Annotated in this window: 11 protein-coding genes; 9 read left to right on the top strand and 2 right to left on the bottom strand. The window is 55.6% G+C overall.

Features of this window, described 5'->3' with window-relative positions; all coding sequences use genetic code 11:
• Positions 1 to 74: 74 nt before the first annotated feature.
• The 5 genes from ACIPL0_RS07240 (at position 75) to ACIPL0_RS07260 (ending at position 3,641) form a co-directional block, all read left to right on the top strand.
• Positions 75 to 818 carry an SDR family NAD(P)-dependent oxidoreductase gene (locus ACIPL0_RS07240; RefSeq protein ID WP_400731483.1) on the top strand — a complete coding sequence of 248 codons (744 nt, stop codon included), beginning with the start codon at positions 75 to 77 and terminating at the stop codon, positions 816 to 818.
• Positions 819 to 851: 33 nt separating this feature from the next.
• On the top strand, positions 852 to 1,388 hold the full coding sequence (locus ACIPL0_RS07245) for a carbonic anhydrase (RefSeq protein ID WP_400731484.1): 537 nt from the start codon (positions 852 to 854) through the stop codon (positions 1,386 to 1,388).
• A gap of 162 nt (positions 1,389 to 1,550) precedes the next feature.
• On the top strand, positions 1,551 to 2,006 hold the full coding sequence (locus tag ACIPL0_RS07250; protein ID WP_400731485.1) for a MarR family winged helix-turn-helix transcriptional regulator: 456 nt from the start codon (positions 1,551 to 1,553) through the stop codon (positions 2,004 to 2,006).
• Positions 2,007 to 2,175: 169 nt separating this feature from the next.
• Entirely contained in the window at positions 2,176 to 2,790 is a 615-nt protein-coding gene (locus ACIPL0_RS07255) for an isochorismatase family cysteine hydrolase (RefSeq protein ID WP_400731486.1), read from the top strand.
• A 101-nt stretch (positions 2,791 to 2,891) separates the two neighbouring features.
• Positions 2,892 to 3,641 carry an SDR family oxidoreductase gene (locus ACIPL0_RS07260; protein WP_400731487.1) on the top strand — a complete coding sequence of 250 codons (750 nt, stop codon included), beginning with the start codon at positions 2,892 to 2,894 and terminating at the stop codon, positions 3,639 to 3,641.
• Positions 3,642 to 3,725: 84 nt separating this feature from the next.
• Here the strand turns inward: ACIPL0_RS07260 and ACIPL0_RS07265 are convergent, their stop codons facing one another.
• Together ACIPL0_RS07265 and ACIPL0_RS07270 are read right to left on the bottom strand one after the other, a co-directional pair.
• Positions 3,726 to 4,868: an AraC family transcriptional regulator gene (locus tag ACIPL0_RS07265; protein ID WP_400731488.1), complete on the bottom strand. Its 1,143-nt coding sequence runs from the start codon at positions 4,866 to 4,868 to the stop codon at positions 3,726 to 3,728.
• 386 nt (positions 4,869 to 5,254) lie between these two features.
• Entirely contained in the window at positions 5,255 to 6,127 is an 873-nt protein-coding gene (locus ACIPL0_RS07270) for a WYL domain-containing protein (protein WP_400731489.1), read from the bottom strand.
• Positions 6,128 to 6,307: 180 nt separating this feature from the next.
• Between ACIPL0_RS07270 and ACIPL0_RS07275 the strand changes: the two genes are divergently transcribed.
• Genes ACIPL0_RS07275 through ACIPL0_RS07290 form a run of 4 tightly spaced genes read left to right on the top strand, consistent with a single transcriptional unit; the run spans position 6,308 to position 12,772 of the window.
• Positions 6,308 to 10,033, top strand: a complete 3,726-nt coding sequence (locus ACIPL0_RS07275; protein ID WP_400731490.1) for an ATP-binding protein — start codon at positions 6,308 to 6,310, stop codon at positions 10,031 to 10,033.
• Entirely contained in the window at positions 10,030 to 10,692 is a 663-nt protein-coding gene (locus tag ACIPL0_RS07280) for a hypothetical protein (protein ID WP_400731491.1), read from the top strand. Before ACIPL0_RS07275 ends, ACIPL0_RS07280 begins: the two co-directional genes overlap by 4 nt.
• Positions 10,689 to 11,930 (top strand): hypothetical protein, encoded by a 1,242-nt coding sequence (locus tag ACIPL0_RS07285; RefSeq protein ID WP_400731492.1) that lies wholly within the window; start codon positions 10,689 to 10,691, stop codon positions 11,928 to 11,930. The genes ACIPL0_RS07280 and ACIPL0_RS07285 overlap by 4 nt, the downstream gene beginning before the upstream one ends.
• Positions 11,927 to 12,772, top strand: coding sequence for a hypothetical protein (locus tag ACIPL0_RS07290; protein WP_400731493.1), 846 nt, complete (start codon positions 11,927 to 11,929; stop codon positions 12,770 to 12,772). The genes ACIPL0_RS07285 and ACIPL0_RS07290 overlap by 4 nt, the downstream gene beginning before the upstream one ends.
• Positions 12,773 to 12,875 lie beyond the last annotated feature (103 nt).

Genomic DNA, 12,875 nt, shown 5'->3' on the forward strand with positions numbered 1-12,875 from the left:
GACTTCACCGGCCCGTCCTGGGCGGGCCGGTTTCCCTGACTGATCAATACCCGTCGAATATTTAGGAGCCTGTCATGAAAATCGAAAATGCTGTTGCGCTGGTCACTGGCGCGAACCGCGGTATCGGCCGCACCTTCGTGGAAGAACTGCTCAAGCGCGGCGTGGCAAAAATCTATGTCGCCGCACGCGATACCGCGTCGCTGGGTGAGCTGCTGAAAGGTGGCGACAAGCGTCTGGTCCCACTGCCACTGGATGTCACCGACGCCGATCAGGTTGCGGCCGCAGCCAGTGTGGCGAGCGATGTCACGCTGCTGATCAACAACGCCGGCTATGCCGCGTTTGACGGTGCGATCTCGGCTCCCAGCATGGACGACGCTCGCCTTGAGATGGAAGTGAACTACTTCGGTCCGTTGGCGATGACCCGTGCCTTCACTCCGGTGCTGGCGAAATCCGGCGGCGCCGTGCTGAACATGCTGTCGATGCTCTCGCTGATCAGCCTGCCCATGGCCGCTACCTACGCCGCGTCCAAGGCCGCTGGTCTGTCGCTGAACCGCAGTATCCGTGCCGAACTGGCAGGGCAGGGCACCCAGGTTGTCGGTGTGCTCGCCGTTCAAACCGAAACCGCGATGGGCGCCAAGCTGCCCGAGCCTCGCCTGAGTCCGCTGGAAGTGGTCACCGATGCCCTTGATGCGGTCGAAGCGGGGACCAACGACGAAATGGTGGCGGGCGCCCAGTCCCGTGGCATCCACGAGAAGTTCACGGCGAACCCGCAGCAGCTCCAGGCGATGATGCTGACCAAACTGCCTCAACCGCGCTAACCCATCCACCTGTCGAATGACGGAGGCAAACACATGGACTTCATCAAGGCTCTGGCCGAACGCAATGCAGAGTATGCGGAGAAGGGTTTCTCCGCCGAGCTGAAAATCATCCCTTCGCAGAAGACGATGATCATTGGTTGCGTGGACCCGCGCGTGGACCCGATGGATATTCTCAAGCTCAATGCGGGTGAGGCCGCCATCATCCGCAACGTGGGTGGGCGGGTGACCCCAGAGCTGTTCCAGACCATGGCGATTCTCGGCACGGTGTCGAAGGTCGGCGGCAATGCCATCGGCGAAGGCTGGAATCTGGTCGTGCTGCACCACACGCAATGCGGTATCACCGGTTGCTTCCATCACGCGCCCCATCTTCTTGCGAAGTACATGGGCGTGGAGGAGGACAAGCTGGCAGCGCTGGCCATCCTCGATCCTTACCAATCGGTGAAAATCGACGTGGCCGCATTGAAAGCCAATCCGAACATGCCTGCAGAGGCGATGGTGACAGGGCTGGTGTATGACGTGACCACCGGCAAGGTCGAAACTGTCGTGCCCACCGCGCGTTTGAAGGGCTGAAGTTGCCTTCCATCCTTATCGGCTGAACGGTCGGCAGATGCCTGAAATAAGTTTTGACGACCTATGTTGCATATGCAACCATGATTCGGTCAGCTGGATCTGCACTGCGCAGATCCAGCCAGACAGGACCCGCAGTTTCCGTCAACAGGTGTCGGCCGCGTAATGGCCGGGGTGTTCGTGATGTCAGACAAAGTTCTCAGCGAGATGGTCAACGACTGCATGATTTCGCGAACGCGGGTCATCGCCAGGGTGCTGTCCAGCGTCTACGACGAAGTGCTTCGGCCCTACGACATCGGCTCCGCCCAGTTCGCCCTGTTGGTGGCGGTTTTCAACCTGAAGTCCGCCAGCCGGGCAGAGATAGGGCGCTTCACTCACCAGGAGCGCTCGACGCTGACCCGCAATATCAAGTTGTTGCTCGACGGCGGCTGGATCGAGGAATCGGCCAGCGACGAAGGCGGGCGCCGTCGGCCCATAGTGCTGACAAAAACCGGAAAACAGCTGCTGCATGACGTGTATCCCGCCTGGCAGACGGCCCAGGAACGGGCCCGGAATTTGTTGGGCGAGGGCGGTGTTGCGACCGTCATGGGCGTAGGCAACGAGATGTTCTACGGGCAGTAGGTTTTGCCTTGCCTCTTATGTTGTATATGCAGCACGTACGCGCAACGTTTTCTTGGCTTTCTATGTTGTATATGCAGCAAAAGTGAACGATCCAAGGCCGTGATGGCTGCGGAAAACCGAGCCTGTATCGGCTTATGAAATGATGATGTTAATCACAAGGTAAATCGAGATGACCACTGAATATCCACGCGACATTTCCGCTCTGGTAATCATTGACCCCCTGAACGACTTTCTGTCGCCAGGCGGCAAGCTGCACGACGGCATCAAGGATGAAATGGAGCGCGTGAGCTTCCTGCCAAACCTGATGCGTCTGGTTGAAGGCGCACGCAAGGCCGGCCTGCAAATCATCTACGCACCCCACGGTGTCGATGAGCACAGCTTCGACGACGTGCCATTCCTGCACTCGTACCTGCACAAGAACACCCGTGACAAGCAGTACTTCTGGAAAGGCACCTGGGGCGCTGAGTTCTACGAGCCGCTGCGTCCACAGGAAGGCGATATCGTGATCAGCCAGCACCGCCTGTGGAACTCGTTCCGTGGCACCGACATGCAGGAAAAACTGCAGGCCCGTGGCATTCAGAAAGTCGCACTGTGTGGCCTGACTTCGCACAAGTGTGTCGAGAGCACCGGTCGTCATGCTTTTGAAGAGGGCTACCACGTCACCTTCATCAACGACGCCACCGCCGAGTTCAACCGTGGTGAACACGCTGCGGCACTGACTTACTCGTTCCCGTTGATCGGTCACGCCGACCTGACCGTCGACCAGTTCCTGGCGAAGCTGTAAGCCGCATTTCCACCTGAACCGGTGAATCGAAAAGGGCGTCCGTTGCCGCGGACGCCTTCTTCCACGACCGCCATTGTCCCTATCCTTATAGAGTACTTCTCATGTCCAACATCGGTATCCAAGACAAAGTTGTCGTCATCACGGGCGCAAGCAGCGGCCTGGGTGAAGCGACCGCTCGCCACCTGGGCAGCATGGGCGCCAGACTGGTTCTGGCGGCGCGCCGCACCGACAAACTGAACGCGATCATTGCCGATCTGCACGCGCAGAACATTCAGGCCATTGCCGTGGCAACCGACGTTTCCCGTCGCGGCGACCTTGAAGTGCTGGCCGAGGAAGCGCTGAAGCACTTCGGCCAGATCGACGTCTGGGTCAACAACGCCGGCATCATGCCTTTATCGCCCATGAGCAAGCTGCTGGTTGACGAATGGGATCAGATGATCGACGTCAACATCAAAGGTGTGCTGTATGGCATCGCTGCGGCGCTACCGCATTTCCAGAAGCGTGACTCCGGCCATTTCATCAATATTTCGTCGGTCGCTGCCCGCAAAGTTTTCGCGCCTATCGGCACGGTGTACAGCGCGACCAAGTTCGCCGTCAGCGCAATCTCGGAAGGTCTGCGCGCCGAAGTGGGCCCCAACATCCGTACCACGGTGATTCTGCCCGGCACCACACGCTCGGAGCTGAAACACAACAGCACCGATCCGGACACCGCTGCCAGCGTGCAAGAGTTCTGGAAAAACTTTGAAATCCCGGCCGAATCCGTCGCCCGTGCGATTGCCTACGCCATCGAGCAACCCGCCGAGGTCGACATCAACGAGATCGTTCTGCGGCCTACCGCGCAGGAGTTCTGACCTGAGAATCGCGGAGTCGATATAGGGCAGGGCACACACCACCTCTGCGGCAAGCGTTCCGAGAGGTGCTGCCACTTCCGGTATTCACCGTGTAGATGCATGAAACGGGACCGCATGCGCGCAGGGTGCCACCGGCTCATTCTTCAGAGTGAGCCGGGCAGCCCGGTGTTGCGTGGGGGTGATTCCACGCATCTGTCTGAAGGCGCGAATGAACGAATACTCGGAGCGGTAGCCAATTTTTTCGGCCAGCTCAGCGATGGTGATATCGGTCTGGTTCAGCAACTGCACGGCGATACCGATGCGCCAGCGTGTCAGATACAAATGCGGCGTTTCACCCACCGTCTCATGGAACTGCCTGGCAAAGAGTGAGCGGGACAATCCGGCCTCACGAGCCAGGCCATCAATTGTCCAGTTTCCCGCCGGATCCCTGTGAATACACGCCAGCGCGGTTGCGATGTGCCGATTCTGCAACGCCGAAAGCCAGTTCGTCGCCAACACCGGATGCGTCTCTGACCAGTGGCGCAGAACGTAAACGAACAGCGTGGACAGCAAATGCCTGACCACCACGTCGCTGCCCATTCTGATGTTCTCGACCTCGTCGCAAAGCTGCCTGAGCGTGTCGACAAAGGGGGCATCTGTGCCTTGGGAATGAGCCTGCAGATGCATGATTGCCGGCAGCGATTTGACCGCTGGCATCGTCATGTAACGGGCAATCCCAAAGGATCCGCACAACAAACCCGTTGCGTCCGGATCCTTGCTGTTTCGCGCCTGACTGTCCCCGACGAACTCATGCAAGGGCAGCGTTTTCCCGCCGGAGACTCCGCGAAGATGGTGCGGCGCACCTTGAGGAAACACCACAAGATCACCGGGCTCCAGCGCGATCTCCGGTTCGCCGTCGACCTGGACGTAAGCAGTGCCTTCGCCAACGAAATGGAAATACGCACCTTCAGTCTGTTCCAGACGGACACCCCATGAACCCTTGACCCTTGAGCGGGCAAGGACAACGTCTTCGGACACGAGGTAATTCAGCCAGTGATCTGCGTTGTTCATAGCGGGCCAAGTGAAGGTTATGAAGGTGCGGACGATGCTTGCGTCATTCAGGGATAAACCTTTTACGTGACGCAAGCAATCGTATTCAGGGAGTCGAATGGCTCGGTAGCGCTGATGGAGCAGTTTTGGTTGCAGGCGTAACGGCAACTTCGCGACATCCAGATGATGGATACGCATAGATTCATCCTTGAAAAATGAGGGGAGGACGGAATTGCGTCGGCCCGCGTCGTTGAGTTTTAGATTTTCGGAACCTTGTACAGATGGACGACGTCGTAAGTGAACACCTGAAGTGTGAAACCTCAGTTTATAAAGGTCTTAGCATAGCTCTGCACATTTTCCCGTTGATGAACCCTTACGGCGAGCATCGACAAATGTCCAATACACCGGTGCCTGCGTGACTGGAGGCAGCAGCGGCGGAGGACGGATCGACTCCACTGGATTCAGCGAATGACTTCAGAAGGCCCGTGCGAATTGAGGCCTCTCATGATATTTGATCAACGCGGGGCGAGGCGATATGTGTCATTTGTTTACACATCGCCCACTCCCAAAGCGCTGGACTGGCTCTAGTAGAGCCATTGGCTCAGCTCTTCCAAGCTCGCTACGGTCAGCTGCTGCGCGCTCGGTTTCATGTGCATCTTCGCGGTATCGATCTGGTAGCGGTTCAACACGTACTGAACCAATGCGCCACGGGTCTCGATCACCAACTGCCCGTCCTCCATCCCGTAATCCGCTTCGAGAATAGCGCGCTGCCCAGGCTTGAGCCTTGAATCCGCCTCCAGAACCACCGTTGCCGGCGTCGTCCACCCAGGGTCTAGCGAGCGAGTGTGCTCAGTCACATCATTCATCAGCTCAGGGATTCCACGAAACCGGCTGAGCACGAAGTCGCGATACTCTCCATTCTTCTCGCAGTACGCACGAACTTGCCAACGCATTCCTGTATGAATCAGAGTATGCGGAGCAATCAGCCGGGTTTCCCCATCCGGCGTCCGGAAAGACGCGTACTCGCACTCAAGTCGCTGCCCCTCTCGGCAGGCCTTCAACAAAGGTCTAAGCACTTCCGGGCGGATGGATCGATCCTGCACATCAAGCACGTCGATGTGTGCGTACGCCAGCGTCAAACCTTCTATATGGGGAGCGCGCTCGTGATTCTGATTCAGCAGTTGAAGGTAGGCGCTAGCGCTCTCCTTCATACAGAGAGGTTTGAAATTTTTGCCAGGGACGTAACCTTTTAAGTGCTTGTCATATATAAGGTTTTTTGGTGCATGCTCATCCATGTAGGTATTGATATCCTTCGATGCTTGCTGACGACTGATGCCAAAACTTTGCATCAAATGGCCAGTCGTCAAACGGCCTTCCCACCAGGCAACTGTCTCTATCAACTTGTACCTCAACGCCAAATCCCAGCGTACTGCTTCAATCGATTTAGCCCGTTCCATGCCGTGACCATGTGCTCGAAAAGTTTACCTGTATGCGTAAACACCGTAGATGTGTCAGATATATCTACATATCGTGAATAGGAAGAGCAAGCGTCATCCGAAAGTTTGATGCCCGCTATAACGGGCCGCCGAGATCGAGATCGGCTGCACTCATACAAGGCTGAACCAGAGAGGCATCTGATGTCGCAACTAATCAAAATAGTGCTGGTCGATTCGCTTTGTGCGGGGGCCAAAGCAGAGCTGGCCATGAAAGGAAACACCAGTGTCACCGGCGAAAATGGCATCGGGAAGTCGTCCTTCATCAAACTCATCCCTGTGTTTTATGGCGCATCGCCTGGCCGATTAGTGAAGGCGACAACCAACCGCGAGAGCTTCGCAAACTGGTACCTGCCGCGTTCGTCGAGCTTCATTGTATTTGACTACATCAACCATGCTGGCGATGCACGTTGCGCGATCATGCACCGCAGCGGAGAAGGGTATGCGTACCGCCTGGTCTCAAGCGCTTGGAGCGCTGAACTCCTTTATCGTGACTACGAGACAGGATTGCTGGTACTACCAGGGGAGCTGCACGGTCACTTGGCCCACCAAGGAATTTCATGCTCCCCTGAACTGCAACCCTATCACTACCGACAAATAATCCAGTTCAATAGCGGCACAGCTCACCTGGAGAAAGTTGCGGACGCCGGCAAGCGCAAACTGATCGTCAGTTTGCGACCGGGGTTTTCTCTGGCGCCGAAGCGAAAAGACTTCAATGGAATTGACTTCGTGACTCTGGCGCTTATTGAAAGCGGCGGGACATTCGACACCATGAAGGCAACAATGGCGGAGATCCTTCAGCAGGACAACGCAGATCCCAGCCGCACACTCATGATGCTGAACGCGCAACCTTTCAGAAGTGTGGTTGACAATCGAGCAGGCTACCTTCTGATGGAGTCGCTGAAACCTGCGATCTTCGACATGAATCGTCACGCTCATGATTTTCGTGCAGTCATACGACAAATGGGCGTACACAAACGTCGGGCTCTCATGGTTGAGGAAAAGCTCAAAGAACGACAAAACGCCCGAACTGAAGCACTGACCCTGTTGCATTCAGAAGATGACCAACTACAAAGCCGTAGCCGGGATCTGATGAGTGGGCTCAACGGACAAAAGGGCGAAGCTAACGTCCTGGTGGCAGCGGAAGAGACTTGGCTGCAAAGGTTTGAAGAGAAGCGTGACGGTTATCTAAAAAATCGTACCCAGGAGCTATCGGAGGAATTCGACCAGCTTGGGGAGATACGAGACCAGTTGCACCTCAAGCAGGAGCACCAGGTCAAACTGAGTCGTCAAGGTGCTGACATCCGAAGCGTGTTTCAAGAGCTCGAAGCGGCGGCGAGGCAGGCCGCTGCCGATGGCAGGAATGGTGCGTTCTCCAAGTACCAGGCCTCTTTGCGGGTGATCCAGCAACGCCAACAGGAACTGTCCGTTACCCAAGCAAAGCTGCTGGATGAACGACGGGCGGCTCATGAAGAAGAGCTCGCCGCGCACCAGCAAGAACAGCTTCAGGCAACTGGTGCTCAAGCCCGCGAGCTTGCCCGCGCTGAGCAACTCAAGTCCGTCAGCGCGCTTCCCGAAGCACAGATCGCGCTGGATGAGTCTCAACGCGGCATCAATGAGCAGATGCTTGTTATTGCTGAGTTTCAAAATGCCCTCAATGCGGTGTCCGCCGAAGCAGACAGCCTATCGCAAGAGCGGCAGACACGAGCTGCGGAGTACAGCGGCTTGCAGGCCAGGCGGGACGCTCTTGGCGAAGCCAGAGAAGACCTCAAGCAACAGATCAATGCTGGTGCCGAAACGTTGCTTGGTTTCCTCCGGCGCCATCACCCTGGCTGGACAGAGAATATCGCTCGACTTGTCCCTGCCGAGACACTGATGCGCACGGACTTAAATCCCGCGCTGCTAGAGGCAGTTCAGGAAAGCCTCTATGGAGTTGAAATCAATCTTGATGTGCTGCCCCAAGCCACTGTCGCAAGCACTCACGCTCTTGAATCTGAGGTGGCTTTACTGACCACCCAGATCCTGGAGATCAGCACTGAAATAGATGCAGTAGAGCGGCAACAGCGAGCAGTAGAGGATCGTTTGCGCCAGACGGGTATTCGGGCTTCGGCAGCTCAAAAGGAACTGAGCAATGCATGTCTGAGCCTGGAAACGCTAAAAGGGGATCACGCGGGCTTAATTGATCACGCCCGTGAAGAAGTCGTGCGGGAAATCGAGATACAAGCGGCCCTTATTGTGGAAGTAGCACATCGGCTTGATCTGAGCATCAGCCAAGTACACAACCTTAAGAAACGGCACCAGCAGGAACTCGGTGACCTGCAGGCTGAGGGAGAGAAATCGCAACAGCAGTTGGTTCAGGATCAGTCTCGGGCCGATCTTGAATTGCAGACTGCACAAAATCGTGTCGACGCCACCCTCATTGCGGAACTGGAGCGGGCCCAAGCTGATATGGAAGCCCGGCTCAAATCAGCTGGTATCGATGACACAGCGGGCAAACGGCTCAGCTCAGAAATTGCTGAGCTGGAAAAGGTGGTCAAACGCCTTAGAGATCATGAGTCTCAGATTGATGGTTATCGACTATGGGTAAAGGAATCAGTACCAGCGGTACCTGAACGCAAGGCGGCTCTAGCTCGCGCGACCGCCGAGCTTGAACGAGTAACTCGTGCTATCGAACAGTTGCAACTTGAGCTACGGGCTGCGCAAAAAGCTATCGCTGAACGCCGAAAGGCGCTGGTCACTCAAGGATATGCAGATGACCTGGAGCTTGGCGCGGTATCACGTGTGCTGCGAGAACTTGACCAGATCAATGCAGCTTCTGAAGCCCATCTGGGCTCTACATTGAAGGCGGAAGACATCGAGGATGAGGTGGGCAAGCTGAAACGCCGCAGGGGAGCGTGCCACCGTGAGGGTGTTGAACTCTATCGCCAGGTTCACCATCGTTTCGTACGAGATCGGCTTGTGCATACACCGCAGGGCGCGGCCATCGAACAGATCATCAATCACGCCTCCAATGCCTCGCACGAGCTTGAACTTGCATGGTTGGAGGCAGCTCCGAGCCTTCAGGAATACATTGAAATATCCCACCCCGATCAAAAAACAAAACTGATTATTCAGGCCAAGAACCTATCGGACGAGCTCTGCGATAACCGCTCGAAGCTTCAGCAACTGCACCGAAGCATTTTGAAATTAGGTAAAGACGCGACTGCAAAGGCGAGCGAGGTGCTCAGTTCTTTCGCCCAGATCCGCCAATTTGAGTTCAAGGTTTCGTCACGAATCCACGAAATGTCGTTTTGGGATGACATGACGAATTACGAACAGCAGTACAAGCGCTGGAGTGGGATGGGGAGCGATTATCTCCCAACCGATGGATTCATGGACGCGCTACGCACCATCGAACGCCAGATTGAAGCAGGCGCGTTCACATCTCAGCTTGCAGACTGTTTCGATGTCTCCGTCACCTGCAACGACCAAGGCAGGGTGAAGGTCGCGACAAACAACGCCGAGCTGATCAACCTCAGTAGCACAGGGCTGACAAAAATCATTGTCGCCATGATCTACGTGTCGCTCTTTGAACTGCTGCGCAATGAGGCGGACTTCCAGATGTCGATCCCCATCGACGAGGCTTTGGAGCTTTCGCCTGAAAACTACGTTGCGCTGGTCAACTACTTCAATGAGCGCGGACTTTCCATGCTGGCGTGCTTTCCCGGAGGCGCACCGGAGCTGCTGCGGCAGTTCAATAACCGCTATAGCCTGGAGCGCCGGTCGGACACCGATTCGATTGTGGTGAAGGAATACGGCATCGAGGAAAAGGACGAGCTTGATGACCTCAACGATGCACTAGGAAGCGACGATCGCGAGGATGCATTATGAGCCCATTGAGAGATGTACTGAACAAGCTTCTGTCCGGCGATTTCATTTGCCAATACGCCTATCCTGAGCTTCATCGCCAGCTACGAGAGGCTGACTTTACCGACAGCGTCGAAAGCGCTCTTGCGCCGCTTGGTCGTAAACTGGCGACACTTGGCGAGCCCGAAGCGCCTGATACGTTCTTCGCGCGGTTCATTGATCTTTCAGAACCGGTAGATCGAGAAGCGGCCACGGCTCAGCTTATCGAGCTGCGAGATCAGATTCGTCCATGCCTTGAGTTCATTCGGCTGATTAACCGTGCAGGGCGCAGTGAGACATGCCTCGCCCCGGGCGACATCATTTCATTCGCGGAGATGCTCGACTCAATCGAAAATCATCCCATCTATCGTACCCAGCTCTGGGATTTGAGCGGATACGATTTCTTCAACAAATCGAAAAGTGGTAAAGACAACAACGACCGTCTGAAACTTGTCCTCCGTGCGTTGGCTGATGCCGGCTATATCGTCAAGCGCAACAGCGAGTCAGCGAACTACATCGCCACGGGCAAGATGGGATACGTTCACACGCTCCTGGCGTGGATAGCCGAATACAATTCGCTCAGCCTCGACGTCGGTGCAAACGATCAGGTTGATGGTGAGTACCAGGGAGGGCTCAATTTGTGAAGGAACCAGACTGGATTGAGCTGGGTGATGCACTCACACGGAACGCGCCTTTTCTCGAAGCATTGTCGATGGCAGACGAGGACGGGATTGCGCTGCCTGATCGACGGACAAAGGGGATTTCTTACCTGATGTCCAAAGGGCTCATCGAAGAAGATGATGAGCTTTACTACCTCAGTGGTTTGTTGCTGGATGTCGGCGCACAGATATCGCTCCAAGGATTTGAACGCGCGGCTCCTGACCTGCAGGAGTCTTTGATCGCCATTGAGCAGCATTGCGAGGCATACCATGACGCCAAGGCAGCCCAACTATCCAGCGAAGCTGATCGACACCTGAAGCGATTAACGCACAGCTGTCGCCAGGTGACGAACCACTTGAGGAACGAACAAGCCCAGACACGCGCATTTATCGAGGGTGGTTATGGATTCTCACCACGGCTGCGAGATCGCCTACGCGATATCAATAATGCGATCGGCAGACTCAAGCGTCTTCACGAAAAACTAGGGCTGTTCACACATTTAGGTCTTTCAGGCATGGCCGGCAGCGATCGTTCTCTGCGGCGCGTCCTCCTGGACAACCTTCTCGGTGCTGTTTCACGGAATCGTCTCGCCCTGGACGAGATGATCGGACGTCTTGATCGATTGAGTTTGGCAGTGCGCAAGCGCAACCAGATGCGTCAAGTGGCCCATGCCGTTGACCTGTTCCTTCAGGCAGGCAACCCCATCGATCTGGAGCCTCTATTTGATGGCAAAGATCCGGCTGGCTGGATTCCGGCAGCGAAAATACCTTTGGCAGGTAGTGTGTACTGTGACGTCGAGGCAGGAGAGAGCCTGGAGGAGCTTGAATTGCTGATCGCGTCACTTCCACCCCCTAAGGCGCGAAAGATAGAACAACCAGCGAAACCACGTGAGTCGAAAACCGTCCTTCCAGCCGATCAGGCTGCCAAGGTCTTAGATAAACCCTTCGCTCGTGACCATCTCATGCACATGCTTCACGCCCTGAACGAGTCCAAGCAACCCCAATCTGCAGTGGCCTATTGGAAAGCACATGGGGACAGTGACGTTTCCGTAAGCATCTGGCTTTACGCTTTGGACGGATACGTACGGCTGCAGCGGGCGGTTAGCAAGGTTCGACACAAACCGCTTAATTACCGGCTTGATCCGGTTTACGCACCGTACGTGCGCATATCTGCGAACCGATGCGTTCTTGACTTGATATTGGAAAGAGCAGAGCGACGATGAGTATCTTTGACAACATCAGGGCAATCAAAACCGTGGTGGTTGCGATCAGGCAAGACTCACTAAAGGTGAAAATCAATGCAACCTGGTCGTTGCTGAACACAACCTACAGCATTGGCAAGAGGCAAGGCGCCGGCTACCTGACGCTGACGAATGCCGAGCTGCACACCGTACGTATGATGCTTAAGCAGGAAACAGGAATTGACGCTCTGCTCGTCAGCATGGAAGAGCTTGAGGGTGATCGCCTGACGATGGCCCAAAAGACTCGCAATGAGAAGCTAGCTCGATTGCAGCCCGGGCATCTCATCGTCATGGTCGCTTCGTTATCTGGACAGATCCAGCTGGCATCCGGCGAGTACACCCATCCGGTCGGCGGAACCCTGAGTGTACCCGCGCAGGAGCTTCATGGCCTTGATACGGTGATTTTGGTAGAGAACCAGGCCGTTATGTTCGCGGTCAGTGAGTACCATTGGCCCAGCGAGGTCATGCACGTGCCGATGCTCTTTCGTGGAAGTCCGCAAATTACGCCGGCGGCGGTGACGAGAGCGTTATCAGGCGTAAAAAATGTCATCTCTTTCCCTGATTTCGACCCTCAAGGCTGGATGAATACGTTGACGACAAAAGCACAGGGCATTCTCATACCGTCAGAAAACACCATTGCCAAAATCGTCGCATCCGATCGGGACAAACCTAAGGATTACGAAAGGCAGGATGTAGCGCGCGAATGGCTAAAACACGTGGCAATACCTACGGTACAAGACATGCTGTCGAGGAAACTGGCACTGTCGCAGGAGTCTATGGCTGGTATGGAGTTGGAGTACCTACCAATCAAGCCATTGCCTTGAAGTAACAAGATGTACCGCGCTGTTGCCCACGCTATCGGATCATCAAAACTCGTCGCAACGACGTCAATAGTCAGCCAAGGCTCTCTAGGATTTGGTCATCATG

This window comes from Pseudomonas sp. NPDC090208 (genome assembly GCF_044746785.1).
Taxonomy (GTDB): Bacteria; Pseudomonadota; Gammaproteobacteria; order Pseudomonadales; family Pseudomonadaceae; genus Aquipseudomonas.

Coding starts and splice junctions, on each gene's coding strand:
- ACIPL0_RS07250 (WP_400731485.1), top strand. CDS start 1,551: ATGGCCGGGGTGTTCGTGATGTCAGACAAAGTTCTCAGCGAGATGGTC.
- ACIPL0_RS07270 (WP_400731489.1), bottom strand. CDS start 6,127: ATGGAACGGGCTAAATCGATTGAAGCAGTACGCTGGGATTTGGCGTTG.
- ACIPL0_RS07290 (WP_400731493.1), top strand. CDS start 11,927: ATGAGTATCTTTGACAACATCAGGGCAATCAAAACCGTGGTGGTTGCG.
- ACIPL0_RS07255 (WP_400731486.1), top strand. CDS start 2,176: ATGACCACTGAATATCCACGCGACATTTCCGCTCTGGTAATCATTGAC.
- ACIPL0_RS07280 (WP_400731491.1), top strand. CDS start 10,030: ATGAGCCCATTGAGAGATGTACTGAACAAGCTTCTGTCCGGCGATTTC.
- ACIPL0_RS07245 (WP_400731484.1), top strand. CDS start 852: ATGGACTTCATCAAGGCTCTGGCCGAACGCAATGCAGAGTATGCGGAG.
- ACIPL0_RS07275 (WP_400731490.1), top strand. CDS start 6,308: ATGTCGCAACTAATCAAAATAGTGCTGGTCGATTCGCTTTGTGCGGGG.
- ACIPL0_RS07240 (WP_400731483.1), top strand. CDS start 75: ATGAAAATCGAAAATGCTGTTGCGCTGGTCACTGGCGCGAACCGCGGT.
- ACIPL0_RS07260 (WP_400731487.1), top strand. CDS start 2,892: ATGTCCAACATCGGTATCCAAGACAAAGTTGTCGTCATCACGGGCGCA.
- ACIPL0_RS07265 (WP_400731488.1), bottom strand. CDS start 4,868: ATGCGTATCCATCATCTGGATGTCGCGAAGTTGCCGTTACGCCTGCAA.